The sequence below is a fragment of the Nocardia sp. NPDC059691 genome (assembly GCF_042733915.1).
GTDB classification, from domain to species: Bacteria; Actinomycetota; Actinomycetes; order Mycobacteriales; family Mycobacteriaceae; genus Nocardia; species Nocardia sichangensis.
The window spans coordinates 54668-79959 of record NZ_JBHWFB010000018.1 but is presented as its reverse complement, the minus strand read 5'-3'; the positions used below and the strand labels follow the sequence as shown (position 1 = coordinate 79959).

Sequence of the window (25292 nt, the reverse complement as noted above, 5' to 3'; positions counted from 1 at the left end):
GTGCGCGAACTCACAGTTAGTGCGTCTGCAACTATGGGGGCCATGCGCATCGCGGATCATGTCGTGGATCTCATCGGCAACACGCCGCTGGTCCGGTTGAACTCGGTCGTGGGACCGAACGCGGGGCTGGTCGCGGCCAAGATCGAATACTTGAACCCGGGCGGCAGCTCCAAGGACCGGATCGCGGTGAAGATGATCGACGCCGCCGAGCGGTCCGGGAAGCTGCGGCCCGGCGGCACCATCGTCGAGCCCACGTCCGGCAACACCGGCGTCGGCCTCGCCCTGGTCGCGCAGCAGCGCGGCTACAAGTGCGTGTTCGTCTGCCCGGACAAGGTCAGCGAGGACAAGCGCAACGTGCTGCGGGCTTACGGCGCCGATGTCGTGGTCTGCCCGACCGCCGTGCCGCCGGACCACCCGAACAGCTACTACAGCGTCTCCGACCGCCTGGTTCGCGAGATCGACGGCGCGTGGAAGCCCGACCAGTACTCCAACCCGGGCGGCCCGGAAAGCCACTACGAGACGACCGGCCCGGAGATCTGGCGCGACACCGACGGCAAGGTCACCCACTTCGTGGCGGGTGTCGGCACCGGCGGCACCATCACCGGCACCGGCCGGTACCTCAAGGAGGTCTCCGGCGGGAAGGTGCGGATCATCGGCGCCGACCCGGAGGGTTCGGTGTACTCGGGCGGCACCGGGCGGCCGTACCTGGTCGAGGGCGTCGGCGAGGACTTCTGGCCCTCGGCCTACGACCCCGCCGTGCCGGACGAGATCATCGCGGTCTCCGACGCGGATTCCTTCGAGATGACCCGTAGGCTCGCCCGCGAGGAAGGCTTGCTGGTCGGCGGTTCCTGCGGCATGGCGGTCGTCGCGGCCGTCGAGGTGGCGCGGCGCGACCCGGACGCGGTGGTCGTGGTGCTGCTGCCCGACGGTGGACGCGGCTACCTGTCGAAGATCTTCAACGACGAGTGGATGAGTTCCTACGGGTTCCTGCGCGAACGGCTGGACGGCACGGCCGAACCGCTCGTGGGCGACGTCTTGCGCGGCAAGTCCGGCGAGCTGCCGGACCTGGTGCACACCCACCCGTCGGAGACGCTGCGCGACGCGATCGAGATCCTGCGCGAGTACGGCGTCTCCCAGATGCCCGTGGTCGGCGCCGAGCCGCCGGTCATGGCGGGCGAGGTCGCGGGCAGCGTGTCCGAGCGCGACCTGCTGTCGGCGGTCTTCGAGGGCCGGGCCAACCTGACCGATTCGGTGGCCCAGCACATGAGCCCCTCGTTCCCGCTGATCGGTTCGGGCGAGCCCATCTCCGCCGCGACGAAGGCGCTCTCCGACACCGACGCGCTGATGGTCGTCGAGGACGGCAAGCCCGTCGGCGTGATCACCCGCCACGACCTGCTCGGTTTCCTCAGCACGGGCAACATCGGGAAGTAGACGAGACCACGGCGAGCGGCGAACCCGGAAGCCGAGTCACGGCGGCTTCCGGCCGAACGCCTATGCCGGTCTCCTGCCGCGGACCGTTTCGCGGACGCCGCCGGTGATCAGGTCGGTCCATTCGTCGGCCAGCAGCGCCAGTCGGTACCAGGCCGCGTGCACCCGGGTGTCGGACACTTTCTCGGCGGTGTGCAGCAGATGGCTGGCGTGGACGTGGGCGGCGGCCATGCGGTCGACCGTGGCGCCGATGGATTCGCTGCGCAAATGGTCGGTCGTACGCCTTCGGGGCAGTCGATCGACCACCCACGCATCGATCGTGGCCACCAGTTCGGCGCGGCGGCAATCTATTCCAGCGGCGGCCAGCGGATCGGAGTGGCGCTGCCGGTGCAGCGCTGCCAGCGTCCTGGCCCAGCCGACCAGGGGGTGGTCTTCGCCCGACTCGCTCGGGTGCCCGCCGAAGGCGGCGACCAGTTCGCGCTGATCCGGCAGCGGCCGTACGACGCCGTGCGAGCGTCGTGGCAGATGGTCACGCACGAACATGGCAGACTCCCAGTGCATTCGGAACGGACCGCCGTACGCCGCGGTCGATCGACAAGCTGTGCATCGTGCACCTCCGATGGTGTGGTGGTGGAGGCATCGCCCCAATGCCGGGTCCCTCTAAAGAATGCGCGCTTTCGCTGGCCTACCGGTGACACCCACATGGCACTTGAATGACAAGACGTAACAATGCGCTAGCTTCCGCCCGCACATGCCTGTGAGGTGCGGTTTCGCGGGCCCGGCGCAGCTCAGCACAGGTCGTCGCGGGTGCGCGGACGTATCCGCGCGCGAGCGAGTCAGCCGGGGAGGATCTGGTGGGTCATCGCGAAGACGGCCGCGCCCGCCCGGGTGTGGCGGCCGGTCTTGGAGCGGATTTCGGCCAGATGGTGGGTGACGGCGCGCTCGGGCAACAGCAGTTCCGCGGCGATCTCCCGGCCGCAGCGGCCGCGGGCCCTCAGCCGGAGGATGTCGGTCTCGGCCTCGGACAGGCCGTGGACAGCGGGGATGGTGGTGTCGTCCGCGGCGGCACGGACGACGGCGGCACAGGCATCGCCGTCCAGTCGGCCCGCGGCGACCTCGGCCGCCAGTTGGGCAGCGGCTTCCTCGAGCCGGGCGGCGGGGCGATAGGGCCGCGCTTCGGTGCAGGCCGCGAAAACATCGGCGGCCGCGAGCAATCGAGCACCGGGTGGAAGGTCGCGCTTGCCCCGCGGGTAGCCGCTGCCGTCGAGTCGTTCGTGGTGACCCGCCGCGAGATCGGCCAGCGCCGCCAGCCCGGGGCAGCGGCGCAGGATGCGCTCGGTCCGAAGACTCTGCAGCCGAACGCGTTTCCAGTCCCAGGGTCCCAGCGGGCCGCGACGGTCCCAGACCGCGCTCGACACCGCGACCCGGCCGAGATCGTGCAGCAGGGCGGCGGCGCGCAGTGCCGCTCTTTCGTCGGCGGGCACGCCCATCCGGACGGCCGCGGCATCGGCGAGCCCGGCCACGTGCGCCGAATGCCCCAGCAGGTAACGGCCTTTCAAGTCGACGATCATGGCCAGCGCCAGACCGGGCCGGTCGAGTTCGGCGGGCGGAAGCGAAGACCGCGTCCCCGGTTCCGCGGCGAGGACGGCGGCCAGCAGGTCGGGAACGTCGAGCACCGCGCGGATGGCATCGGCATCGCAGACGGCCACCAGGTCGGGGTCGAGATGGCCGCCGGCCCGGCGGCGCAACTCGTCGAGAACGACGCCCTGCCGTCTCGCCACAGTGCCCAGGGCGGAGCGTGTTCTGTCGTGCGGGGCAGCCGGATGCGCGTTGCCGTGGCCCGACGCGGTCGCGAGATCATCGCCGACCGCGTCGAGCGCGAGCACCGCCTGTTCGGCCACGTGCAGAACGCGGCCCGCGATCGAAATGGATTCCCCGCGCAGCCGGTTCGGCGCACCCAGTCCGTCCCAGCGTTCCTCCACCTCGGTCAGGGCGCGGACCGAGGCATCCGGCAGACCCAGGTGCGATCCGAGCGCCTCGACGACCTCGCTCGACGAGCGCAGCGCCTGCGTTGCGCCGGACCGCAACCGGGCGACGAACCGATTGCGCAGCGCCGATTGGGCGGCGGGCGCCCAGCCGCCGAATCGGCGCAGTTGCTCGGTGAAGACGGCGGAATCGCCCGGATCCAGCACATGGCAGGCGCGCTGGAAGGCGATGTCGTCGGCATACGCCTGCGCATTCTCCGAGGCGCGGCCGGTACATCCGAGATCGCCGAGCAGGGCGGCATGGAAGACCGCGCGGCGATCGGCTTCCGGCAGCCCGATCCGCGCGGCCAGGTCGGTGGCGACCAGGCAGGTGGCCAGCCCCTTCTCGAACGGCATACCGGCGGCGAGATCGGTGGTCAGCGACAGTGCCGCGAAAATCTCGGCGGCGCGGATCGACGACATGCACCGACAGTAGTGTCCGTGCGCGGCTCGCGCAGACCCGAATCCCTTCTCGGAGATCGTGATCCGCGTCGCGACCGAGTCGGCGTCCGATCGGCTACAGAACGGTGGTCCGGCGCGGAAAGGGCGGATTCGCCCGGATGCCGTCGGCGAACGGCATCCGGCAATCCATCCGCACCCTTTTCGCCGCGTTCCGCACCACGCCCGGCGGCATCATGCCGGGACGGGGCGGATCAGCGGAGCGCGCGGTCGCTACGCGGCTCCGCCGCCGAACGGCTCGTCAGCGGAAAGCGTTCGCGTCGGTCAACGCCCGGCCCAGCACGAGCTGGTGTACCTCCGCGGTGCCCTCGTAGGTGAGCACCGACTCCAGATTGTTCGCATGGCGCAAGACCGGGTAGTCGAGCGTGATGCCGTTGGCGCCCAAGATGGTTCGGCACTCGCGGGCGATCGCGATGGCCTCGCGCGTGCTGTTCAGCTTGCCCGCGCTCACCTGCTCCGGCGTGACCGCGCCGCGGTCCTTCAGCCGTCCGATGTGCAGAGCGAGCAGCTGGCCCTTGCCGAACTCCAGCGCCATGTCGGCCAGCTTGGCCTGGGTGAGCTGGTAGGCGGCCAGCGGCTTGTCGAACACCTCGCGGGTCCTTGCGTACTCGATGGTGGCCGCCAGGCACTCGCGCGCCGCGCCGAGCGCGCCGAAGACGATGCCGAAGCGCGCCTCGCTCAGGCAGGCCAGCGGCGCGGCCAGCCCCCTCGACCCCGGCAGCACCGCGTCCGCGGGCAGGCGAACCTCGTCCAGGTCCAGTTCCGCGGTGATCGACGCGCGCAGCGACAGCTTGCGGTGCATCTCCCGCGTCGTGAACCCGGGCGTCCCGGCCGGGACCAGGAATCCGCGGATCACCTGCCTGCCTTCGTCCTCGGTCTGCGCCCAGACCACCGCGACATCGCTCACCGAGCCGTTGGTGATCCACATCTTCGAGCCGCTCAGCACCCAATCGGAGCCGTCGCGCTTCGCCCGGGTGCGCATGCCGCCCGGATTCGAACCGAAGTCCGGCTCGGTCAACCCGAAACAGCCGAGCGCGCGGCCGGCGGCCAGCTCCGGCAGCCACTGCTGTTTCTGTTCCTCGGAGCCGAATTTGTGGATGGCGGTCATCGCCAGCGACCCCTGGACCGAGACCATGCTGCGGATGCCGGAGTCCACCGCCTCCAACTCCTGGCAGGCCAGACCGTAGGTGGTGGCCGACATGCCCGCGCAGCCGTACCCCTCCAGATGCATGCCGAGCAGTCCCAGCGCGCCCAGCTCAGGGGCGAGCTCGCGGGCCGGGAAGGCGCCCGCCTCGAACCACTCCGCGACGTGCGGGCGCAGTCGCTGCGTCGCGAAGCTCGCGACGGTGTCCCGGATCTCGCGCTCGTCGTCGGACAGCAGCGTGTCGGTGGCGAACAGTTCTTCCACAGTGACCATGGACTCAGCCTAAAGGGGCGGCGAAATAGTGAGACCGAACTCACGCCCCTTGCTTAGGTGCAAGATTTCCGTGCTGGTGGTGACGTCGGTGTAATTCGATCGGATCGAGGGGCGCCATCCCGCTATGCCAACGCCGTTGTGCGGATTCGTCCGTTTCGCCTGCGTACGCAGCGGCGATATGCCTACACCGGGAAGTTGCCCGGGAATCGCCCCGATTAGGCTGAGCCCCATGAGCGAGCTGGGATTCTCCACACGGGCCGTGCACGCCGGGTATGAACCCGATCCGCAGACCGGCGCGGTGAATGTGCCCATCTACGCGAGTTCGACGTTCGCCCAGGACGGCGTGGGCGGGTTGCGCGGCGGTTTCGAATACGCCCGCACCGGCAACCCGACGCGGTCGGTACTGGAAGCGAACCTCGCCGCGCTGGAATCGGGCCGCTACGGCCGGGCGTTCGCGTCCGGCATGGCCGCGACCGACTGTGCGCTGCGGGCGACGTTGCGTCCGGGCGATCACATCGTGATCCCCGACGACGCATACGGCGGCACCTTCCGGCTGATCGACAAGGTCTTCAGCCAGTGGGGGATCGAGCACTCGCCCGCGCACGTGTTCAACGTGGACGAGATGCGCGCCGCGATCCGGCCGAACACCAAGCTGGTGTGGATCGAAACCCCGACCAACCCGCTGCTGAGCATCGGCGACATCCCCGCGCTGGCCGACGTCGCGCACGCGGCGGGCGCGAAACTGGTCGTCGACAACACCTTCGCGACGCCCTACCTGCAGCAGCCGCTGCTGCTCGGCGCCGACATCGTGGTGCACTCCACCACCAAGTACCTCGGTGGCCACTCCGACGTCATCGGCGGCGCGCTGATCACCGACGATCCGGAACTCGACGCGGCGTTCGCGTTCCTGCAGAACGGTGCGGGCGCGGTGCCGGGCCCGTTCGACGCGTTCCTCACGCTGCGCGGCACCAAGACCCTCGCCCTGCGGATGGATCGGCACTGCGACAACGCCGAAACCATCGCGGAGTTCCTGTCCGGGCACCCGTCGATCTCGCATGTGATCTACCCCGGCCTGCCGGAGCACCCGGGCCATGCCGTCGCGGCGAAGCAGATGCGGCGCTTCGGCGGGATGATCTCGGTGCGCCTCAATGGTGACGTCGAAGCCGCGCGGAAATTCTGCGCGCGGACCGAGGTCTTCACCCTCGCCGAGTCCCTGGGCGGTGTCGAGTCGCTGATCGAGCATCCGGCCGCGATGACGCACGCCTCCACCGAAGGTTCCGAGCTGGAGGTGCCCGCGGACTTGGTGCGGCTTTCGGTCGGCATCGAGGATGTCAGCGACCTGCTCGCGGACATCGAGCAGGCGTTGAGCTAGGTTCACGGACATGAGGAAGCGGCCGCACCCGATGATCGGGCGCGGCCGCTCGTGTCCGCGGGGGTATCGGCCCGCCGTGGCGGCGCGACCGAGAGCGTCAGCTGTGGTAGGGCTCGGCGCTGAGCAGGGTGACCTTCATCGTGTTCCCATTGGGCAGCGTGTATTCCCTGGTCTCGCCCACCTTGGCGTCGATGAGCGCGCCACCGAGGGGCGAGTTCGGCGAGTACGTCTCCAGCTTGGAATCGCGGAGACCCTCCTCGCGGGTGGCGATCAGGAAGGTTTCGGTGTCCGTCTCGTCGCCGTCGTAGTAGACCTTGACGACCGACCCGGGAAGCGCTACGCCGGACTTGGTCGGTGCGACGCCGACCTTGGCGTTGTTCAGCAGCTCTTGCAGCTGGCGAATGCGCGCCTCCTGCTGACCCTGCTCCTCGCGCGCGGCGTGGTATCCGCCGTTCTCCTTGAGGTCGCCCTCTTCCCGGCGTTCGTTGATCTCGGCGGCGATGACCGGACGATTGGCGATGAGCGCGTCGAGTTCGCTCTTGAGCCTGTCGTGCGACTCCGGGGTCAGCCAGGTCACTTGCGTCTCAGTCATCTCGATCACTCCCTAGTAGTTGTTCCCGGCAGGCCGGGATTCCCTGAGCACCGGCGTGTGCCCACCCGGAAGCGGGCACGCGCCAGTCGACGGCTAGAGCGATCCTGGGAAGTTCATCGAACCCCGACAGGCCCCGGTCACGGGCGAAATCGCAAGCCCGAACCCTCAGCGCTGGCCGCCAATGCAGCAAACACGGCTCCGAGCTCCGGAACCGTGTATCACGCCATTTTAGCATGATTCACAAATGTGCAGGTCGGAGTTAATTTCGCGGGCAAATCGCCGGTTTATGCGCGGAAATCAGCCAACTCGCAGATAGCTGGGTACCCGATCGCTGCACGCGTACACGCTGCCCGACACGGGACGCGCGGACGAGCGCACGACGGTGGTCAACTCGACCGTCCCGCTGCTCGACGGCTCGATCAGCACCTCCCTGCGGCCGAGTTCGGAGCCGTCGCGAGCCATCGCGCGGACGAAACACACCACCGGCTGCTGCGGGTCGGCCCGGGTGACCTTGAGGTGGATGGTCATGGTCGAGTCATCGACGACGACGTAGCCGAGCTGCTCGGCCTCGATGTCCTCCGGCCCGTACTTCTGATAGCCCAGGTAGGCCACGCCGAGCCCGGCGAGCACCACCAGCACGCCGAGCACCGGCACGATCCAGCGGCGCGGCTTGCGTGGCCCGGTGCCGTAGCGGTCGGGCGGGGGTCCGCCGGGAGACGCCGCCTTCGCGTCGCCGCCGCTCTCCGGCGCGGGCTGGCTCATCGTGGTCGCTCCCGGGGGGTACGTCGGAACAAATGTGGGTCGAATGGAACTATAGGTAACGAAGCCCCGACACCCGCGACCGAGAGCGACGGAGAACGAGACGTGAGTGGCCTTCGCCTCATGGCGGTGCACGCCCACCCAGACGACGAATCCAGCAAGGGTGCCGCGACGACCGCCCGTTACGCCGACGAAGGACACGACGTCCTCGTCGTGACGCTGACCGGCGGAGAGCGTGGAAGCATCCTGAACCCGGCCATGGACACGCCCGGCGTCCTGGAGCGGATCCACGAGATCCGCCGTGAGGAGATGGCCGCCGCGGCCCGTGCGCTCGGCGTGCGCCAGCACTGGCTCGGTTTCGTCGACTCGGGCCTGCCCGAGGGCGACCCCCTGCCGCCGCTGCCCGAGGGCAGCTTCGCGCTGGTTCCGCTGGAGGAGGCCACCGAGGCCCTGGTGCGCGTGGTGCGCGAGTTCAAGCCGCACGTGATGACCACCTACGACGAGACCGGCGGCTACCCGCACCCCGACCACATCCGCTGCCACGAGGTGTCGATGGCGGCGTTCGAGGCGGCGGGCGACCCTGAGCGTTTCCCTGGCGCGGGCGAGCCGTGGACGCCGCTCAAGCTGTACTACGACCACGGCTTCAGCATGAAGCGGATGGAGATCTTCGCCGCGGAGTACGAGCGCGTCGGCGAACCGTTCCCGCTGCAGGAGTGGCTGGACCGGATGCGCAAGTACGCCGCCGAGCGCGGTGACATGTTCGCCAGGATCACCACCCAGATCGACTGCGCCAAGTACTTCCCGCAGCGCGACGACGCCTTGCGCGCGCACGCGACGCAGATCGATCCGAACGGCGCGTTCTTCGCCATTCCGATGGAGATGCAGCAGCGGTTGTGGCCGACCGAGGAGTTCGAGCTGGCCAAGACTCGCGTGCGCACCGAGCTGCCGGAGACCGACCTGTTCGCGGGCATCGAGGACGAGCGGTCGTGACGTTCGTCCTGCTCGCCCAGACACCCGGAACGCCGACCGGCCCCGAGTTCGGCAAGGCGTCGCCGCTCGGCCTGGTCATCATCCTGATTCTGCTCGCGGGCACCTTCCTGCTGGTCCGGTCGATGAACCGGCACATCAAGGGCCTGCCTGCGACCTTCGAGCCCGAGCACCCGGAACCGGACCAGGAGGCCGACGAGGGCACCGAGCACGGCATCACCCGCCGTGCCGAGGAATCAAAGGGCGCCGACCCCGAAGGCCGAGCCGAATCCGGCTGAGCGGCGAAACCCTCGCTGACCTGCTCGTTGTTACCTTTCCGCGCTCTCTTTCGTCAATGAGGTAGTCGCGGCGCGAACCACGGCCTTTCGTCGAAAGCCGACACCCCGGTTCCCGCGCGCGTCTGCTTCCGAACGCTGAGAGTCAGGACGAGCAATGACATTCGACGAACTGCGGGCCACGCTGCCCGGCCGCGTGCTGGTGGCCGGTGACGAGGGCTTCGAAACGGCGGCGCGGCCCTGGACGACGACCGTCGACCAGCCGGTGGCCGCCGTGGTGCGGGCCGGAGACGCCGGTGACGTCGCGGCCGTGGTCCGGTACGCGGGCCGCGTGGGCGTGCCGGTGGTCACCCAACCGACCGGACACGGCGCGTCCGGTGGCGTGCCCGAGGCGATCCTGCTGCGCACCGGGTATTTGGACGGCATCGAGATCGATCCCCGGCGTCGGGTGGCGCGCGTCGGCGCCGGAGTGCCGTGGGGTCGGGTGCAGGCGGCCGCGGCCAGGCACGGGCTGACCGGTCTCGCGGGCAGCAATCCGGTCGTCGGCGTGACCGGCTACACCCTCGGCGGCGGCATGAGCTGGTTCGGCCGCAAGCACGGCTGGGCCGCCGACGCGGTGCGCGCGTTCGAGATCGTCGACGCGGAGGGCGCTGCGCGCCGGGTCACGGCCGAGGACGATCCGGACCTGTTCTGGGCGTTGCGCGGCGGTGGCGGCGACTTCGCCGTCGTGACGGCGCTCGAGTTCGACCTGTTTCCCGCGCCGGAGCTGTTCGGCGGCCGCATGCTGTGGCCGCAAACGCGGATTCGCGAGGTGTTCGACGCATTCCAGGAGATCACCGCGGCGGCTCCGGACGAACTGTCGGTGTGGTTCCAGCGTTTGCAGATCCCGGACGCACCGCCGATGGTCGGCGTGGACGCGGTGTATCTGGGTGATCCTGATCGTGGACGGACGCTGCTGACCGCGCTGGACGCCATCAAAGATCTCATTCTCGACAGGCGCGGCGTGTTCGGGGCCGCCGACATCGGCGCGGTCACCGCCGAACCCACGGACCCGAGCCCGTCGCTGTCCCGTGCGGAGCAGCTCACCGATCTCGGCGACGCCGTGGTCAAGACCCTGATCGAGGAACCGGTCGCCCCGCTGGCCAATGTGCAGATCCGGCACCTGGGCGGCGCCCTGGCCGAAGCCCGGCCCGGTGGTGGCGCGCGCGGCCCGATCGCGGAGCCGTACCTGCTCTACTGCCTTGGTCTCGGGCTGCCGCACCTGCGCGATGCGGTCGAGGCGCGGCGCACCGCCATCGTCGACGCGGTGAGCGGGCAGATCAGCGGCCACAAGCCGTATACCTTCCTCACGCCCGGCGAGACGGCCGAGGCCGCTTTCGACGCCGCGACGCTGAACCGGCTGCGCGAGATCAAGCGCGCCCGCGACCCGCACGGCGTCATCCGGGCCAACTATCCGGTGCTCGGGTAGGCCGCGGAGCGGAACGGCCAGTCGGCGTCGCCTCCCGCTGCCAGCAGCGGGATGGTCCGGAACTCCGCGTCGGTCAGGCCGCCGAAGGCGTGCCGGTGGTCCGGTGGACCCACGGGCCGAGGTCGGGAGGCGATCTCGGCCCCGCCGCCGTTCAGAACGGCCAGTCGGCGTCGCGTCCCGCCTCCAACAGCCGGATCATCCGGAACGCCGCGTCGGTCAGGCCGCCGAAGGCGTGCCGGTGCGGGGTGCCGCTGGGGGCATGCCCGTGGCGGTATCCGGCCAGGCTCCACGTGTAGAGCGGCACCCGAGACGAAAAAATTTGCCGCAACCCATTTTTCGGAGCGGAATGTCCGAGGAAAAGCGGCGACGGGCTGCTCGCCGTATCGAGCGACCGAAATGGTCTCGGCAGGAATTGAATCCGAAGCAACCGTCGCCTGCGCACCGGACAAGCGCCGAATCTTCGCCCGAGCGAGACGTCCCGCTTCGCGCGTGCGCGAATTCGGTGGTGGTGCGCCCGAGATGAAATTCGGCGACGGAACATACCGCTCTGCCATTGAGCTATCTGACCATGGGGTCCGGGCGGGACTCGAACCCGCAACCTGTCCATTAGAAGTGGAAGTGCCTGCGCACCGGTCACACCACCGAGGGGAGCGGGGCCGTCCGGCCCGCGCATCCGAATTTCCTTCGCGGTCACGAGAAGCACACTGTCGGCAACTATCTCGACGCAAGGTGGAGTTCGCATTGCCGCGCGCTTGTCGGTGTCCTGTGTTACCAATTCAGCCAAACCGCTCGACCGAAGGAAGCTCATGGACAACGTGATCGGACAGATCGACCGTGCACTGGACGCGACCGGAGCGATCGTCGCCGCCGTGGGAGGAGCGGATCTGACGACGCCGACGCCGTGCCGGGACTGGGATGTCCGCACCGTTCTCAACCACACGGTCGGCGGTATGCACATCTTCGCGGCGGCCCTGAGCGGCATGGATACCGGCGCCGACCACGAATCCGACTGGCTCGGCGGTGATCCGCAGGGCGCGTACGCCGCGGCGGCCGAGGTGGACCGCGCGGCCTGGCACCGGCCCGATGCGCTGGACGGCACGGTGGGCATCTCGCTCGGTGAACTGCCCGGCCCCGCGGCCGCGCTGGTGCATCTCACCGAGATTCTCGTGCACGGGGTGGATATCGCGGTGGCCATCGATCGGCCGGATCTGGCCGACGACGAGTTGTGTGGCGAATTGCTCGCCACCATGCAGGCCGCGGGTGGCATCGATTCCTTCCGCGCGCCCGGCATTTTCGGTCCCGAGGTGCTGGTCGCCGACGACGAACCGGCACACCGCAGACTGTTGGCGTACGTCGGACGCGAGGTACTGGCGCGCACGTAGTCCGTCGTTTTCGGCGGGTGTGTCGAAACCTTCAACTGGGCCGAAGATTTTCGACGAGTCATTCCGGCAGGCAGTTCCGCGGAAAGCAGACGATATGCCCGGCCGCTTCCCGCGCGAAGTTCGGGCGCCCGAGTTCTGGGTGGCGACGGGTATACCGGCTCGAGCGAACCGAGCCCTGTGGATCCGGAAACCCTGCCGTGGACTGCTCTACCAATTGAGCCACCGGATCGAAACGATCCGGACGTGACTCGAACCCGCAGCCGATCGCGTGTATCGGAAGTATCCGTTGCCTGCGCACCCGGTTCGGGTAGAACTGCAATCGGTCCTATGCAACCGGCGCAGCTCAATTTGCTATGGAACCGGAAAGCCGGGCGGCGTATGGCCGATGGTGGCGGTGACCTTCTGGGCCGATGACAACCAGACGCTTGCCGCGCCGGCCAGGCGCGACACCATTACGGTTTCCGGCGTTCTGGCCGACCTCGCGGTCCGCTCCTGGGACCGGCATCTGCTCGACCCGGCTCTGACGTTCGGCCCCCGGCCCGTCGGGGCCGTGGCGTGCCGAGCCGAGCGCGCCGGGTCCTTACTGAGACGTGAGCGTGCAGCGAACCGGTTGACGCAGAATGGTTTTCGTCCTCTCGTTCGGTGTCCGGCGCGGGTCGGACAAGTAGATCTCGTGGTGGCGGCCGTGGTGCGCCCATCCCTCGGCCGCCATGAGGGCGTCCATGCGAGCCAGGGTCTCGGGCTCGGTCGCGTACGGGCCCAGGTGCAGGACCTGGATCGCCTCGCCCTCGGTGAGTCGTTCGAAGGACGCGCCGGTCACCATGTCGGCCGTCACCACTTCCGGCATGCGAATCAGCAGTTTCCAGTGCCATCGGTCGCGTGGCACCGTCAGTGGCGGAGCGTCGGAATCGACCCACCACAGGCCCTCGAGTTTGGGCACGACGAAGTCCTGCCCTGCGGCTTTCGCCGCCTTCTTCGCGCCGTACGCGGCCCGGTAGAGCGTTTGCACCGCCGCCGCGTAGACCGGGCCGTCAGGGTCCCCGATTCCTTCGACCGTCACGTAGTCGTATGCGCTGAATGTCCGGACCACAGGTCGCGTGCTCGCTCCGTAGTAGTGGCCATCGGTTCGGGCCAGATCGATTTTCATTCCTCGACCGTGTCGTCTCCCGCCGCGGGAGAGTCAAGGACGGCGTACCCACACGGCGGCGGGAAGGGTCGTACGGTGGAGCCATGAACCGGCTCGGAGAGGCGACGTCCCCGTACCTGCGGCAGCATGCGGACAACCCGGTGCACTGGCGGGAGTGGGACGCGGAGGCACTGGCCGAAGCGCGGGAGCGGGACGTGCCCGTTCTGCTGTCGGTGGGGTACGCGTCCTGTCACTGGTGCCACGTGATGGCGCACGAGTCGTTCGAGGACCAGGCCACCGCCGATCAGATGAACGAGAACTTCGTCTGCGTGAAGGTGGACCGGGAGGAGCGACCAGACCTGGACGCGGTCTACATGAATGCGACGGTCGCGATGACGGGGCAAGGCGGCTGGCCGATGACCTGTTTCCTGACGCCGGACGGGGAACCGTTCTACTGCGGCACCTACTACCCGAAGCTCCCGCGCGGCGGCATGCCGTCCTTCACCCAGCTGCTCACGGCGGTCACGGAGACCTGGCGCACCAGGCGCGACGAAGTGAATCAGGCCTCCGCGCAGGTGGCTGCTACGCTGCGCGACCAAGCGGCGGGACTGCCCGACGCGGACCTGACGATCACCCCGGAGCTGCTCGCCCATGCCGTCGCCGCCGTGCTGCGCGACGAGGACGCCGAGCACGGCGGATTCGGCGGCGCTCCCAAATTCCCGCCGTCGGCGCTGCTCGAGGGACTGTTGCGGCACTGGGAGCGGACCGGTGACCCGGCGGTGTTCCAGGTGGTCGCCCGCACCGCCGAGGCCATGGCGCGCGGCGGCATCTACGACCAGCTGCGCGGCGGGTTCGCGCGGTATTCGGTCGACGCGGCATGGGTGGTGCCGCACTTCGAGAAAATGCTCTACGACAACGCGCAGCTGTTACGCGCCTACGCGCATCTCGCGCGCCGCAGCGGGTCCGAGCTTCCGGAATCGTTGTCGCACCGGGTCACCCGGGAAATCGTGCGGTTTCTCCTCGATGACCTCGGGACCCCGCAGGGCGGTTTCGCCTCGGCGCTGGACGCCGACACGCACTTGGAGCCCGGTAAGCCCGGTGTCGAAGGCGCGACGTACGTGTGGACGCCCGCCGAGCTGGCCGGCGTGCTCGGCCCGATCGACGGGGCCTGGGCGGCCGAGTTCTTCGGCGTCACCACCGCCGGAAACTTCGAACAGTGCACCTCGGTGCTGACCAGGTACGCCGAACCCGCCACGGCGGAGGACCACGCGCGGCTGGAACACGTCCGTGCCGCGTTGATCGCCGCCCGCGATCGACGCCCACAACCCGAACGCGACGACAAAGTGGTCACCGCATGGAACGGTATGGCGATCACCGCGCTCGCCGAGGCCGCGGGCGCGCTGGACGAACCGGAGTGGACCGCCGCCGCCGTCCGATGCGCGCGATTCCTGCTGGCCGAGCACGTGGTGGACGGTCGGCTGCGACGTGCATCGCTCGGCGGCGTCGTCGGCGCGGCGCCCGCCATCCTGGAGGACCACGCCTGGCTGGTCACCGGCCTGCTAGCGCTGCACCAGGCCACCGGCGACCTCGGCTGGCTGGACGACGCCCAACGCCTGCTGGATACCGCGATCGAACACTTCGCCGACCCCGATCAGCCGGGCGGCTGGTTCGACACCGCCGACGACGCCGAAACCCTCGTCGCCCGCCCCCGCGACCCGATCGACGGAGCCACCCCCGCAGGCGCCTCCGCGCTGGCCGAAGCGCTGCTCACCGCCGCGGCCGCGAGCGACCCGGAAGGCGCCGCCCGCTACCGGGAACTGGCCGACCGCACCCTCGAGCGCGGCGCGATTGTGCTGGCACGCGCGCCGCGCTCGGCGGGCCAGTGGCTCACCGTCGCCGAGGCGGCCTTGCGCGGCCCGCTGCAGGTCGCCATCGCCGCCGAATCGGCGGCCCAGCCCACCGAGTTGCTCGCCGCGGCCCGTGCGGCCGCACCCGGCGGCTCCGTCGTCCTTGCCGGGGCCCCGAACGCCGTCCCGCTGCTGGCCGATCGGCCCTTGGTCCGCAACGCCGCGGCCGCGTACGTCTGCCGCGGCTCCGTCTGCGACCTCCCGGTCTCCACGCCCGACGAGCTCCTGATGGCGCTTCGGCGAAACTGACGACAGCACCTCCGGCCGCCATCGGCCGGTTGGCGAGAGACGGTTCGAGTCGGACGCTTCGTCGACGGAGGGCGTAGCCGGGAAATGTGGTCGGCCCCTCGCGGCCCGGGCGGTGCACCGGCGGCCCGACGGCCGAGACCATCGCGACACGATGCCAGGTGGGCGCACGACGACGTTCGTGCCGCCGAACGCAACCGAGCGGGCCCGATGCGGTCGGTGCACGCGCGTTCGGTCATGTCGCCATCGAGACGGCCGCTGAACCAGCCGTGCCGAGGTGCTTCGCTGTTCACCCAGCTGAGTGGACTAGCGCCGAGGCGGGGCGTCGAACTCGGCGTCCGGCAACTCGGTGCCACGGGGCGGCTCTGCGGCAGTGTGGATTTCGATGACCGGGTTCGTGTCCGCGGGCAGGTCGTGGCCGTCCAGCTGATCGGTGCGGGTTTCGATGTGTTCGGGCCGGGCGCCGGAGGTGTCGATGTCGGTCCAGCAGAACGTGGGGTTCTTCATGCCGCGTAGCACGATGGTGTCGTAGAACGTCCACTTGGCGCGCTCGTGTTCCGTAGCGGCTTCGATCACCGCTTGGCTCACCAGGATTCGCCGCGGCACCTCCTTGGCCGCCGTGGTGAGGCGGGCGGCCTCGTTGACGGCGTCGCCGATCACCGTGAATTCCAGGCGGGTGTCGGAGCCGACGTCGCCCGCGAAGACCCCGCCGCGCGCGACGCCGATCCCGATGTCGAGTTCTCCGGTGGCGAGCACCTCGTCCCGGATGCGGCGCGCCGCCCGCAGTGCCGGAGTCGCGTTGTCGCCCAAAGCGATCGGCGCTCCGAAGACGCACAGCGCCGCGTCGCCCTCGAACTTGTTGACCAGTCCGTTGTTCTCCTCGGTCGCCGCGACGACGATCGCGAGCAACCGATTGAGCTTGGCCACGAACTCCTGCGGCGGCAACCCGGTGGACAGCTCCACCGACCCGGTCACATCGACGAACAGCGCCGACACCTCACGCACGTCGCCGGTGAGATCCGCCCCGCGAGCCAGCGCGCGCTCGGCCACCTCGGCCCCGACGTGCCTGCCGAACACCTCACGCATCCGCTCGCGCTCGCGCAGGTTCGCCGCCAGTTCGTTGACCGAATGCTCCAACCGGCCGATCTCACTGGTGCTGCCGATCGGCACCCGGACGCCGAGATCGCCTTGCGCGATGCGGTCCAGCGCGCGACGCAGGACGCGCATCGGCGCGGCGACCGCGCGGGCGAGGAACGCCGTGGCCAGCGCGCCCACTCCGATGCCGACCGCGGACAGGTAGATGGCGGTGCGGACCCGGTCGGGCGCGGCCGCTACCGGGTCGGCCAGCACGACGATCAGCATGAGCAGCGGAAGCGCGGCCGCCACCGCCCAGGTCAGCACGACCCGCACCAGCACAGAGGAACTCCAGTGCATGGTCCAGCCGAGCACCCGGGCGACCACCGGGATCGTCGGCCGGATCAACCGGTCCACGATCAGGAAGGTGACCGCCGCCGACTCGAAGGCGCCGATCGTGAACAGCGACGCCGTCACGCCGGGGTCGTTGTCCGGGCTCAGCCGCGCGAAGACCGCGGTCGCCACGATCACCCCCGGAATCCACAGCGCGATCGCGCGCATGCTGATCGCGACGGGTAGGTGCAGCAAGCGCCGCGCCTCCACCTCCGTGGGCTTGCGCCCGGCGTCGAGCCAGCCGAAGTACACCTTGCGGTCGCGCACCGCCAGGACGATGCCCGCCAGGAATCCCGCCGCCGGATAGATGCCGACGAAGGCCAGTGCCCGCAGCCAATCCGTGCCCAGCCTGCCGAGGAACCCGTTCAGCCACAGCTGGGTGACGATCACCGCGAGGCCGCTGAGATTCGCCGTGGTGACCAGAGCGGCCAGACCACCCCGCGCTTTGAGCGCCCAGACGACGAGCTTCGCGATCATAGGGGTCGCGATCTCGATGACCGTTCCATCGCCTGCGCCGCCCTCTCGTCCGCCCTCCGCGTCGACTCTATGCGCTCAGCGCAGGACGACGAGCCAGACCGCCGCGTAGTGGGTCAACGCCGCGAGCACCGTGGCCGCGTGGAAGAACTCGTGGTGCCCGAACACCCCCGGCCACGGGTTCGGCCATTTCGTGGCGTAGAGGATCGCGCCGCCGCTGTAGAACAGGCCGCCGATCAGCAACAAAATCAGCGGTGCGATGCCGATCTGGCCGTTCAGTTGTCCGGCCACCGGCACGATGGCCCAGCCCAGCAACAGATAGAGCGGAACGCCGACCCAGCGGGGAGCGCCGGGCCACAGCAGTTTCAGCGCCACTCCGGCCAGCGCGCCCGCCCAGACCACGGCCAGCAGCGTCTGCCCGGTTCGTCCGGGCAGGCCGAGCAGGGCGAAGGGGGTGTAGCTGCCCGCGATGAACAGGAAGATCATCGAGTGGTCCGCTCGCTTCATCCGGATGCGAGCGCGGGCGGTCGGCCAGGTCACCCGGTGGTAGACCGCGCTGACGCCGAACAGCCCGCACACGGTGAGCCCGTAGATCAGCGTCGACCATCCCGCGGTCGCCGAGACCGTGCCCGCGGTGGCGATCAGCACGACGGCCGCGATCGCCGCGACGCCGACGGCCCAGGTGTGGATCCAGCCCCGCATGCGCGGTTTGACCAGCGCCTCGGCGAGCGCTTCGCCCGCCGTGGCGGGGACCGGTGTGACCGTTGCCGCATCGGCGGCGCCGACCGATTCGGACACGAGTACCTCCTAAGGGAACAGCCGGAGCAGTCTTTCCGCGGCCCCACGCCGGACCGAGTGCAGACGAGGTAGTTGAACCCGTCAGTAACCTACGCAACCGTAACTTGCGTGCTCCTGGCCACTGTACCGGCGTATCGCGGTCGATGCCGCGTTCGTGTCGCCGAGGCGTAGGGTTGCCCGCGTGGAACTTCCGAGTCAGGTGCGGGGTCTGCCGTATCGCATCTACGAGGCCCGGCTGTCCAGGCAGCTGGCCGGCAAGCAGCATCCCCGGCACGTCGCGGTGATGTGTGACGGCAATCGCCGGTGGGCGCGGGAGAACGGTTTCACCGACGTCAGTCACGGCCATCGGGTCGGCGCGCTGAAGATCGCCGAGCTGGTCGGCTGGTGCGAGGCCGAGGGCATCGAGATGGTGACCGTCTACCTGCTGTCCACCGAGAATCTCCAGCGTGATCCCGACGAGTTGGAGACGCTGTTCGAGGTCATCACCGACGTGGTCGAGGAGCTGTCGGCGCCGGAGCAGAACTGGAGCGTGCGCATCGTCGGCTCGCTCGACGGCTTCCCCGAACTGATCGCCAAGCGGATGCGCACCGCGGCCGAGCGCACCGACGGCCGCAACGGAGTGCACGTCAATGTCGCGGTCGGCTACGGCGGCAGACAGGAGATCACCGACGCGGTGCGCTCGCTGGTCCGCCAGGAGATCGCCGCGGGCGAGACCGGCGAGGACCTGGTCCAGTCGATCACCGTGAACGCCATCGGCCAGCACCTCTACACCTCCGGCCAACCGGACCCGGACCTGGTGATTCGCACCTCCGGCGAGCAGCGGCTGTCCGGGTTCCTGCTGTGGCAGAGCGCATACTCGGAAATATGGTTCACCGAGGCGTACTGGCCGGAGTTCCGCCGGGTGGATTTCCTGCGGGCGCTGCGCGACTTCGCCGCGCGTCATCGCCGTTTCGGGGTCTGACTCGATGTCGGTGCGCTGAATCCCGCTCCGGTATCGTTCTTCTCGCGTACCGTCCGGTCTCATGAGCTCGTTCGACCGCCGACCCGCGCTGGGCGAACCGGACGACTCGATCAGCTATGCGGACTTCGGTAGACGCTTCCTGGAGTACGCCGCCTCCGAAGCGCGCATCGCGGGCGCGTTCGACCAGCTGACCGGCAGCGCATTCGATTTCGGCCCCATCGGGGTCGGTCCCGGCCGACTCGCCAAGGTGACCGCCCAGGTCAGGCTCGGGTCGTCCAGGCTGAGCCGTCGCGACGACGAGACCATCACGTTCGAATTGATAATCCTGCTGGAGGTCGACCTGCTGCTGCACCTGGCGGTCGACCGGCACCGGTTCCACGTACAGGGCACCGTGCACCTGCACCTGACGGTACGCACGGCGGCGCCCCTGCGGGTGGTGATCGATATCGCGGAGCCGCGGTCTGCCGACGTGCACGTCGATGTCGCCGCCGCCACGCGGCGCGGGCAACTGCTGCGCGTCCTCGCCGGCGTCGATCACGAGATCAGGCGTTTCGTCGCCCGCTATATCTCCGCGGAGATCCGTAAGCCGCACATCGCCGCGGTCCGCGATATCGATGTCGCGCAGCGACTCGACGAGGCGTGGAAATTGTAATCGGAATCACAATTTCCGTAGCCGCAGCCGATTGATGCTGTGGTCGGCGTCCTTGCGCAGCACCAGGGTCGCGCGCGGGCGGGTGGGCAGAATGTTCTCCACCAGATTCGGCCGGTTGGTGTTGTTCCAGATCTCCTGCGCGGCGGCGGTCGCCTGCTCGTCGGTGAATCCGGAGTAGTGGTGGAAATGCGCGTTCGGGTCGGCGAATGCGGTCTTGCGCAAGGTGAGAAACCGTCGCACGTACCACTTCTCGATGTCCTCGATACGCGCGTCGACGTAGATCGAGAAGTCGAACAAGTCCGACACCATCAGGCGCGGACCGGTCTGCAGCACGTTCAACCCCTCCACGATCAGAATGTCGGGTTGGCGCACGCAGTGCAGCTTGCTAGGCACGATGTCGTAGGAGATGTGCGAATACACCGGCGCGCAGACTTCGGCCGCACCGGATTTCACCTCGGTGACGAATCGCAGCAGGCTGCGGCGGTCGTAACTCTCCGGGAAACCCTTGCGGTGCATGAGGCCGCGCCGGGTGAGTTCCGCGGTGGGATAGAGAAATCCGTCGGTGGTGACCAAGTCGACCCGCGGGTGGTGATCCCAGCGCGCCAGCAGCGCTTGCAGTACGCGCGCGGTGGTGGACTTGCCGACCGCGACGCTGCCCGCGACGCCGATCACGAACGGTACCTGCTGGTCGGGATGGGTTTCGCCGAGAAATGTCGCGGTCGCGGCGAACAGTCGCTGACGAGCGGCCACCTGCAGGTGGATGAGACGAGCGAGCGGGAGATACACCTCCGCGACTTCTTCGAGATCGATCTGTTCCCCGAGACCGCGCAGGCCGATCAGTTCTTCCTCGGTGAGCACCAGGGGAGTCGATTTACGCAGGGTCCGCCACTGTTTCCGGTCGAATTCCACGTAGGGACTCGGCTCGCTCATTCGTGCCATTTACCCGACACTCCGTTTCAGCAAACACGCACGGTTACCGTGCGGATCCGGTGAGATTCGGTCTAGCTGTCGCCGCATAGGCGAATTCTGCTCTGCGTCAGCATCGTGGGCCGAGCGGGGTACCACTACCGGCTGGTAACCGACTCGATGACACAGGTGTGAGCCGCTAATGTCGGCTGGCATGGAAGCGCATCCGCTCGTGACCGAATACCTGCGGCTCGGCCTCGCCTTCGACCGGCTGGAGGAAGGATTCGTCGACGCCTACACCGGTGATCCGGCGCTGCGCCGCGAGGTGCGGAACGCGCCCGCGCCGCAGCCGCGCGAGCTGGCTCGCCGTGCCGCCGAGTTGCGCGCCGCGGTGCCGGAGGCCGGATTGGCGCCCGAGCGCGCCGAGTTCCTCGACGTGCACCTGCGCGCGCTGGAGTGCTCCGGACGGAAATTCGCGGGCGAGGACGTCGGCTTCATCGAGGAGGTGCGCGCCTACTTCGACGTCGACATCGCGCCCGGTGACGTGGACGACTACCGCGACGCGCACCGGCGGATGGACGAGGTGCTCGCCGGGGACGGTCCGCTGGCCGAGCGGGTGGCCGCCCATCGCAAGGCCGACGAGATCCCGCCGGAGCGGTTGGCGGTGTGCGTCGAGGCGTTCTCCAGCGCGTTGCGCGAGCTGGTTCGCGCCCGCTACCCGCTACCCGACCATGAGCACGTCACCTACGAGGTGGTCGGCGACAAGCCCTGGTCCGGGTTCAACTACTACCTGGGCAACTACCACTCCCGGGTCGCGATCAACTCCGACCTGAAGCAGCACATGGCGCACCTGCCGCAGCTGATCGCGCACGAGTCCTACCCGGGGCACCACACCGAGCACTGCCGCAAGGAAGCCGGGCTGGTCGCCGCCGGTCAGGCCGAGCAGACGCTGTTCCTGGTGAACACGCCGCAGTGCCTGATGGCCGAGGGGCTCGCCGATCTGGCGTTGCGTTCGATCGTCGGCCCTGGCTGGGGCAAGTGGGCGCAGGAGATCTACGCGGATCTCGGGCTGCGCTTCGATGGCGAACGTGCCGAACGCCTTTCGAACGCCTCGGCAGACCTGCTGAGCGTGCGCCAGGACGCCGCGCTGCTGCTGCACGACCGGGGCCGGTCGCACGACGAGGTGGCGGAGTTCTTGCAGACCTGGAGCCTGACGACGCCCGAGCGGGCGCGCCAGTCGCTGCGCTTCCTGTCCTCGCCGCTGTGGCGGGCCTACATCTCCACCTACGTCGAGGGATACCGGTTGCTGGGCGGCTGGCTCGATCGCGCGGCCGACGCCGAGGACCGGGCCGACCGTTTCCGCAGGCTGCTCGACGAGCCACTCACTCCAGGGGCGGTACGCGCGGCGGCGTGAGGGCTACCGGATCGCCGCGCAGCCCTGTCCGCCCGTGGAGATGCTGCGAACTCTCACCAGGGAAACCGAATCGGTGGCCCGGCCATACGTCGCGGCCTCGGCACGATCGTCAGCGCACGGCCGCCGCGTCTGTCGAGCGGTCGCGGATTTCCGGTGCGCGGTCAAGCTCCGGCGAAGGTGATGCGCACCGAGATCGGATCGCTCTCCAGCGCTTTCATCGTTCGTTCGGCGACGGCGGCCGAGACGCGGCCCTTGGCGAAGGTGCGCGAGCGAGCCACCACATCGTCCTCGGGCACGAAGGAGGCCGTTCCGGTGCGCCACTCTGTGCCCAGCCGCAGCCTGATGTGCGGGTCGGCGGCGATGTTGCGGGCCCAGCCGGACCGATAACCGTGCTGCGAGATCAGCCACGCGCCGGTCTCGTCGATCGACGCGGTGACCGGCACCCGCCGCGGCTGACCGGATCTCGCGCCGACCGTCTCCAGTTCGGCGATCAGTGACGACCGGATGCCGAGCCGGTCGAGCAGGCCGACGGCCGGGTTCACCAGGTAGCGGCCGATGAGGCGTTCGCGCCGGAATTTGCGTACCGCGGCGCTCGGTGTTCGTCCCGCCATGACAGTCCTCCTCAGGATCGATGTGGGCGGAAAATGGCGCAGGTGGTGGTGGCGTGCGCGACCAGGCGGCCCTGCTCGTCGACCACGCGTCCCTCGGCGGTCGCGGTGGTGCGCCCGAGGTGGATCGTGGTGCCGGTGGCGGTGAGGCGCTGTCCGTCGGTGGGCACGGCCCGGATGTAGTTGATCTTCAGTTCCAGCGTCGTGTAGCCGACGCCTGGCTCCAGGGTGGTGTGCACCGCGCAGCCCATCACCGAGTCGAGCAGGGTGGCGCAGATGCCGCCGTGTGTGGTGCCGAGCGGGTTGGCGAAATCGGGCCGGGTACGCAGCGCGAAGACCACCTTGCCGTGCTCGAGTTCATCGACCTCCATGCCGAGCAGGTCACCGATGAACGGCGGGCGATCCGTTCTGGTCATCGCGACACGCAGGAGTTCCAGACCGGACAGCTGAGTCGGGTCGACGGTGGTTTCGGACATGAATCGCAATCCTTTCGATGAACCGATCGGTCCACATCTGACATGATTGCAACATGGACCGATCGGTTCACGCAACAGTGAGCAAGGAACTCGCATGACCGCAGGACCGCGCACCAGGCTGATCGAAAGCGCCATCGAACTCGTACGCGAGCAGGGCGTGCACGCCGCCGGACTGGCCGCCTTACTCGAACGCGGCAACGCCTCGCGCAACTCGCTCTACCAGCACTTTCCCGCAGGCAAAGGTGAGTTGGTCGAGGCCGCCACCCGGGTCGCGGGAGCCCGGATCGCCGGAGTGGTCGAGAAGATCACCGCCGCGCCGCCCCCGGGCTGGTTCGATTCGTTGCTCGGCTGGTGGGTCGCCACACTGGAGCGGACCGGATACCGCGCCGGGTGCCCGATCCTGGGGGCGGCGCTGGCCGAGTCCGAGCCGCGAGTGCAGGCCGCGGCGGGCGAAGTGTTCGCCGACTGGCACGAGCGGCTCGGCTCGGCGCTCGCCGATGCGGGTATGTCCGCCGAAGAGGCGCGCTCCTTCGGCAGTTTCGTGTTCAGCGCGCTGGAGGGAGCTATCGTCCAGTCGCGGGCGATGAAGTCCACCCGGCCGCTGGAAGACGCCCAGCGGCATCTCGCGGTGCTGTTGGAGAACTACTTGCCGGAGGGCGGCGCGTCCCGCTGAGCGCCTGTCCACCGGATCGAGTGCGGTCCGGCCGACCGCGTGCCGAGCCTGTGCCGACCGAGAGGGGTGAACCCCCTCCTCGAGGACAACGCCGACGGCCCATAGACTGAGGCACGTGACGCAGACGACCGCCTCTGTCAATTCCCAGTCTCTCGGTGAGCTCGATCCGGAGCTCGCTGCCGCGATGGCAGGCGAGCTCGCCCGCGAACGCGACACGCTCGAGATGATCGCCTCGGAGAACTTCGTGCCGCGCGCGGTGCTGCAGGCGCAGGGCAGCGTGCTGACCAACAAGTACGCCGAGGGCTACCCGGGGCGGCGCTACTACGGCGGCTGCGAGCACGTCGACGTGGTGGAGACCTTGGCGCGTGACCGCGCCAAGGCGCTGTTCGGCGCCGAATTCGCCAACGTGCAGCCGCATTCCGGTGCGCAGGCGAACGCCGCGGTGCTGATGTCGCTGATGGACCCGGGCGACAAGCTGCTCGGTCTCGACCTCGCGCACGGCGGTCACCTCACCCACGGCATGCGCTTGAACTTCTCGGGCAAGCTCTACGAGGTGCACTCGTACGGAGTGAGCAAGGAAGACCACCGCGTCGACATGGACGAGGTGCGCGACATCGCCTTGCAGGCGCGTCCGAAGGTGATCGTGGCGGGCTGGTCGGCCTACCCGCGCCACCAGGACTTCGCGGCGTTCCGCTCGATCGCGGACGAGGTCGGCGCCTACCTCTGGGTGGACATGGCGCACTTCGCGGGTCTGGTCGCCGCCGGTCTGCACCCCTCGCCGGTGCCCTACGCCGACGTGGTGTCCTCGACCGTGCACAAGACCCTCGGCGGTCCCCGTTCCGGCCTGATCCTGGCCAAGCAGGAGTACGCCAAGAAGCTGAACAGCTCGGTGTTCCCGGGCCAGCAGGGCGGCCCGCTCATGCACGCCATCGCCGCCAAGGCCGTCGCGTTCAAGATCGCCGCGGGCGCGGAGTTCAAGGATCGCCAGGAGCGCACCCTGTCCGGCGCGAAGCTCCTGGCCGAGCGGCTCACCGCCGCCGACGTCAAGGGCAAGGGCAAGGGCATCAGCGTGCTCACCGGCGGCACCGACGTGCACTTGGTGCTGGTCGACCTGCGAAATTCCGAACTCGACGGCCAGCAGGGCGAGGACCTGCTGCACGAGATCGGTATCACGGTGAACCGCAACGCCGTTCCGTTCGACCCGCGTCCCCCGATGGTCACCTCGGGCCTGCGCATCGGCACCGCCGCGCTGGCCACCCGCGGCTTCGGCGACACCGAGTTCGCCGAGGTCGCCGACATCATCGCGAGCGCGCTGGCCGGTGGCGCCGACCTGGACGCGCTGCGCGCCCGGGTGAGCAAGCTGGCCAAGGACGTCCCGCTGTACGACGGCCTGGAGGACTGGCGCCTGCTGGGCTGAATCG

Annotated in this window: 25 protein-coding genes; 12 read left to right on the top strand and 13 right to left on the bottom strand. The window is 69.1% G+C overall.

Annotated features, from left to right (window positions below; genetic code table 11):
• The first annotated feature begins 42 nt into the window (after positions 1-42).
• A complete protein-coding gene (locus ACFV2O_RS32130; protein WP_195082524.1) occupies positions 43-1431 on the top strand; it encodes a cystathionine beta-synthase in 1389 nt (462 codons plus the stop codon).
• Between the two features lie 60 nt (positions 1432-1491).
• Here ACFV2O_RS32130 and ACFV2O_RS32125 read toward each other — a convergent pair whose 3' ends face one another.
• From ACFV2O_RS32125 to ACFV2O_RS32115, 3 genes are all read right to left on the bottom strand, one after another.
• A complete protein-coding gene (locus tag ACFV2O_RS32125) occupies positions 1492-1971 on the bottom strand; it encodes a DUF4254 domain-containing protein (RefSeq protein WP_379255322.1) in 480 nt (159 codons plus the stop codon).
• Positions 1972-2264: 293 nt separating this feature from the next.
• Positions 2265-3875: an HD domain-containing phosphohydrolase gene (locus tag ACFV2O_RS32120; protein ID WP_379255320.1), complete on the bottom strand. Its 1611-nt coding sequence runs from the start codon at positions 3873-3875 to the stop codon at positions 2265-2267.
• 277 nt (positions 3876-4152) lie between these two features.
• Positions 4153-5328, bottom strand: coding sequence for an acyl-CoA dehydrogenase family protein (locus ACFV2O_RS32115; protein WP_379255319.1), 1176 nt, complete (start codon positions 5326-5328; stop codon positions 4153-4155).
• 229 nt (positions 5329-5557) lie between these two features.
• On the opposite strand from ACFV2O_RS32115, the gene ACFV2O_RS32110 reads away from it, so the two are divergent.
• A complete protein-coding gene (locus ACFV2O_RS32110; protein ID WP_355078577.1) occupies positions 5558-6700 on the top strand; it encodes a cystathionine gamma-synthase in 1143 nt (380 codons plus the stop codon).
• Positions 6701-6797: 97 nt separating this feature from the next.
• Here ACFV2O_RS32110 and greA read toward each other — a convergent pair whose 3' ends face one another.
• Both greA and ACFV2O_RS32100 read right to left on the bottom strand, forming a co-directional pair.
• The gene (gene greA, locus ACFV2O_RS32105; protein ID WP_028477722.1) at positions 6798-7292 is read right to left on the bottom strand and encodes a transcription elongation factor GreA; all 495 of its coding nucleotides are present in this window, start codon (positions 7290-7292) and stop codon (positions 6798-6800) included.
• A gap of 297 nt (positions 7293-7589) precedes the next feature.
• Positions 7590-8054 carry a DUF4307 domain-containing protein gene (locus tag ACFV2O_RS32100; protein WP_355078578.1) on the bottom strand — a complete coding sequence of 155 codons (465 nt, stop codon included), beginning with the start codon at positions 8052-8054 and terminating at the stop codon, positions 7590-7592.
• A gap of 102 nt (positions 8055-8156) precedes the next feature.
• On the opposite strand from ACFV2O_RS32100, the gene mca reads away from it, so the two are divergent.
• From mca to ACFV2O_RS32085, 3 genes are all read left to right on the top strand, one after another.
• A complete protein-coding gene (gene mca / locus ACFV2O_RS32095) occupies positions 8157-9041 on the top strand; it encodes a mycothiol conjugate amidase Mca (protein WP_379255316.1) in 885 nt (294 codons plus the stop codon).
• Positions 9038-9316 (top strand): hypothetical protein, encoded by a 279-nt coding sequence (locus ACFV2O_RS32090; protein WP_356966784.1) that lies wholly within the window; start codon positions 9038-9040, stop codon positions 9314-9316. Before mca ends, ACFV2O_RS32090 begins: the two co-directional genes overlap by 4 nt.
• A 154-nt stretch (positions 9317-9470) precedes the next feature.
• Entirely contained in the window at positions 9471-10781 is a 1311-nt protein-coding gene (locus tag ACFV2O_RS32085) for an FAD-binding oxidoreductase (RefSeq protein ID WP_379255314.1), read from the top strand.
• Here the strand turns inward: ACFV2O_RS32085 and ACFV2O_RS32080 are convergent.
• Positions 10763-10894, bottom strand: coding sequence for a hypothetical protein (locus ACFV2O_RS32080; RefSeq protein WP_379255312.1), 132 nt, complete (start codon positions 10892-10894; stop codon positions 10763-10765). The two genes, ACFV2O_RS32085 and ACFV2O_RS32080, sit on opposite strands and share 19 nt — an antisense overlap.
• 38 nt (positions 10895-10932) lie before the next feature.
• Positions 10933-11085, bottom strand: coding sequence for a hypothetical protein (locus tag ACFV2O_RS32075; protein WP_379255310.1), 153 nt, complete (start codon positions 11083-11085; stop codon positions 10933-10935).
• A 502-nt stretch (positions 11086-11587) separates the two neighbouring features.
• Between ACFV2O_RS32075 and ACFV2O_RS32070 the strand changes: the two genes are divergently transcribed.
• A complete protein-coding gene (locus ACFV2O_RS32070; protein ID WP_379255308.1) occupies positions 11588-12163 on the top strand; it encodes a TIGR03086 family metal-binding protein in 576 nt (191 codons plus the stop codon).
• A 580-nt stretch (positions 12164-12743) separates the two neighbouring features.
• On the opposite strand, the gene ACFV2O_RS32065 is transcribed toward ACFV2O_RS32070, so the two are convergent.
• Positions 12744-13310, bottom strand: coding sequence for a GyrI-like domain-containing protein (locus ACFV2O_RS32065; RefSeq protein ID WP_379255307.1), 567 nt, complete (start codon positions 13308-13310; stop codon positions 12744-12746).
• A gap of 83 nt (positions 13311-13393) precedes the next feature.
• Here ACFV2O_RS32065 and ACFV2O_RS32060 point away from each other — a divergent pair, with 83 nt between their 5' ends.
• Positions 13394-15445, top strand: coding sequence for a thioredoxin domain-containing protein (locus tag ACFV2O_RS32060; RefSeq protein ID WP_379255306.1), 2052 nt, complete (start codon positions 13394-13396; stop codon positions 15443-15445).
• Between the two features lie 303 nt (positions 15446-15748).
• Here ACFV2O_RS32060 and ACFV2O_RS32055 read toward each other — a convergent pair whose 3' ends face one another.
• Both ACFV2O_RS32055 and ACFV2O_RS32050 read right to left on the bottom strand, forming a co-directional pair.
• Complete coding sequence (locus tag ACFV2O_RS32055) at positions 15749-17386, bottom strand: adenylate/guanylate cyclase domain-containing protein (protein WP_355078587.1); 1638 nt, start codon at positions 17384-17386, stop codon at positions 15749-15751.
• Positions 17387-17461: 75 nt separating this feature from the next.
• Positions 17462-18100, bottom strand: a complete 639-nt coding sequence (locus ACFV2O_RS32050; protein ID WP_379255414.1) for a hemolysin III family protein — start codon at positions 18098-18100, stop codon at positions 17462-17464.
• Between the two features lie 262 nt (positions 18101-18362).
• On the opposite strand from ACFV2O_RS32050, the gene ACFV2O_RS32045 reads away from it, so the two are divergent.
• Both ACFV2O_RS32045 and ACFV2O_RS32040 read left to right on the top strand, forming a co-directional pair.
• Entirely contained in the window at positions 18363-19142 is a 780-nt protein-coding gene (locus ACFV2O_RS32045; RefSeq protein ID WP_357890375.1) for an isoprenyl transferase, read from the top strand.
• Between the two features lie 61 nt (positions 19143-19203).
• The gene (locus ACFV2O_RS32040; protein WP_379255305.1) at positions 19204-19794 is read left to right on the top strand and encodes a hypothetical protein; all 591 of its coding nucleotides are present in this window, start codon (positions 19204-19206) and stop codon (positions 19792-19794) included.
• A 6-nt stretch (positions 19795-19800) separates the two neighbouring features.
• Here the strand turns inward: ACFV2O_RS32040 and coaA are convergent, their stop codons facing one another.
• Positions 19801-20733, bottom strand: a complete 933-nt coding sequence (gene coaA, locus ACFV2O_RS32035) for a type I pantothenate kinase (protein WP_355078590.1) — start codon at positions 20731-20733, stop codon at positions 19801-19803.
• Positions 20734-20914: 181 nt separating this feature from the next.
• Here coaA and ACFV2O_RS32030 point away from each other — a divergent pair, with 181 nt between their 5' ends.
• Positions 20915-22114, top strand: a complete 1200-nt coding sequence (locus ACFV2O_RS32030) for a DUF885 domain-containing protein (RefSeq protein WP_379255303.1) — start codon at positions 20915-20917, stop codon at positions 22112-22114.
• Between the two features lie 161 nt (positions 22115-22275).
• On the opposite strand, the gene ACFV2O_RS32025 is transcribed toward ACFV2O_RS32030, so the two are convergent.
• Positions 22276-22725, bottom strand: a complete 450-nt coding sequence (locus ACFV2O_RS32025; protein ID WP_355078592.1) for a nitroreductase/quinone reductase family protein — start codon at positions 22723-22725, stop codon at positions 22276-22278.
• A gap of 11 nt (positions 22726-22736) precedes the next feature.
• Positions 22737-23198 (bottom strand): PaaI family thioesterase, encoded by a 462-nt coding sequence (locus ACFV2O_RS32020; protein ID WP_355078593.1) that lies wholly within the window; start codon positions 23196-23198, stop codon positions 22737-22739.
• 94 nt (positions 23199-23292) lie between these two features.
• On the opposite strand from ACFV2O_RS32020, the gene ACFV2O_RS32015 reads away from it, so the two are divergent.
• On the top strand, positions 23293-23871 hold the full coding sequence (locus ACFV2O_RS32015; protein WP_379255300.1) for a TetR/AcrR family transcriptional regulator: 579 nt from the start codon (positions 23293-23295) through the stop codon (positions 23869-23871).
• Positions 23872-23986: 115 nt separating this feature from the next.
• Positions 23987-25288: a serine hydroxymethyltransferase gene (glyA, locus tag ACFV2O_RS32010; RefSeq protein ID WP_379255299.1), complete on the top strand. Its 1302-nt coding sequence runs from the start codon at positions 23987-23989 to the stop codon at positions 25286-25288.
• The last annotated feature ends 4 nt before the right edge of the window (positions 25289-25292 follow it).

What these genes read in the sequence shown, in the direction of transcription:
- ACFV2O_RS32130 (WP_195082524.1), top strand. Translation starts at nt 43, where the DNA reads ATGCGCATCGCGGATCATGTCGTGGATCTCATCGGCAACACGCCGCTG.
- ACFV2O_RS32125 (WP_379255322.1), bottom strand. Translation starts at nt 1,971, where the DNA reads ATGTTCGTGCGTGACCATCTGCCACGACGCTCGCACGGCGTCGTACGG.
- ACFV2O_RS32120 (WP_379255320.1), bottom strand. Translation starts at nt 3,875, where the DNA reads ATGTCGTCGATCCGCGCCGCCGAGATTTTCGCGGCACTGTCGCTGACC.
- ACFV2O_RS32115 (WP_379255319.1), bottom strand. Translation starts at nt 5,328, where the DNA reads ATGGTCACTGTGGAAGAACTGTTCGCCACCGACACGCTGCTGTCCGAC.
- ACFV2O_RS32110 (WP_355078577.1), top strand. Translation starts at nt 5,558, where the DNA reads ATGAGCGAGCTGGGATTCTCCACACGGGCCGTGCACGCCGGGTATGAA.
- greA (WP_028477722.1), bottom strand. Translation starts at nt 7,292, where the DNA reads ATGACTGAGACGCAAGTGACCTGGCTGACCCCGGAGTCGCACGACAGG.
- ACFV2O_RS32100 (WP_355078578.1), bottom strand. Translation starts at nt 8,054, where the DNA reads ATGAGCCAGCCCGCGCCGGAGAGCGGCGGCGACGCGAAGGCGGCGTCT.
- ACFV2O_RS32085 (WP_379255314.1), top strand. Translation starts at nt 9,471, where the DNA reads ATGACATTCGACGAACTGCGGGCCACGCTGCCCGGCCGCGTGCTGGTG.
- ACFV2O_RS32070 (WP_379255308.1), top strand. Translation starts at nt 11,588, where the DNA reads ATGGACAACGTGATCGGACAGATCGACCGTGCACTGGACGCGACCGGA.
- ACFV2O_RS32065 (WP_379255307.1), bottom strand. Translation starts at nt 13,310, where the DNA reads ATGAAAATCGATCTGGCCCGAACCGATGGCCACTACTACGGAGCGAGC.
- ACFV2O_RS32060 (WP_379255306.1), top strand. Translation starts at nt 13,394, where the DNA reads ATGAACCGGCTCGGAGAGGCGACGTCCCCGTACCTGCGGCAGCATGCG.
- ACFV2O_RS32055 (WP_355078587.1), bottom strand. Translation starts at nt 17,386, where the DNA reads ATGATCGCGAAGCTCGTCGTCTGGGCGCTCAAAGCGCGGGGTGGTCTG.
- ACFV2O_RS32040 (WP_379255305.1), top strand. Translation starts at nt 19,204, where the DNA reads ATGAGCTCGTTCGACCGCCGACCCGCGCTGGGCGAACCGGACGACTCG.
- coaA (WP_355078590.1), bottom strand. Translation starts at nt 20,733, where the DNA reads ATGGCACGAATGAGCGAGCCGAGTCCCTACGTGGAATTCGACCGGAAA.
- ACFV2O_RS32030 (WP_379255303.1), top strand. Translation starts at nt 20,915, where the DNA reads ATGGAAGCGCATCCGCTCGTGACCGAATACCTGCGGCTCGGCCTCGCC.
- ACFV2O_RS32025 (WP_355078592.1), bottom strand. Translation starts at nt 22,725, where the DNA reads ATGGCGGGACGAACACCGAGCGCCGCGGTACGCAAATTCCGGCGCGAA.
- ACFV2O_RS32020 (WP_355078593.1), bottom strand. Translation starts at nt 23,198, where the DNA reads ATGTCCGAAACCACCGTCGACCCGACTCAGCTGTCCGGTCTGGAACTC.
- ACFV2O_RS32015 (WP_379255300.1), top strand. Translation starts at nt 23,293, where the DNA reads ATGACCGCAGGACCGCGCACCAGGCTGATCGAAAGCGCCATCGAACTC.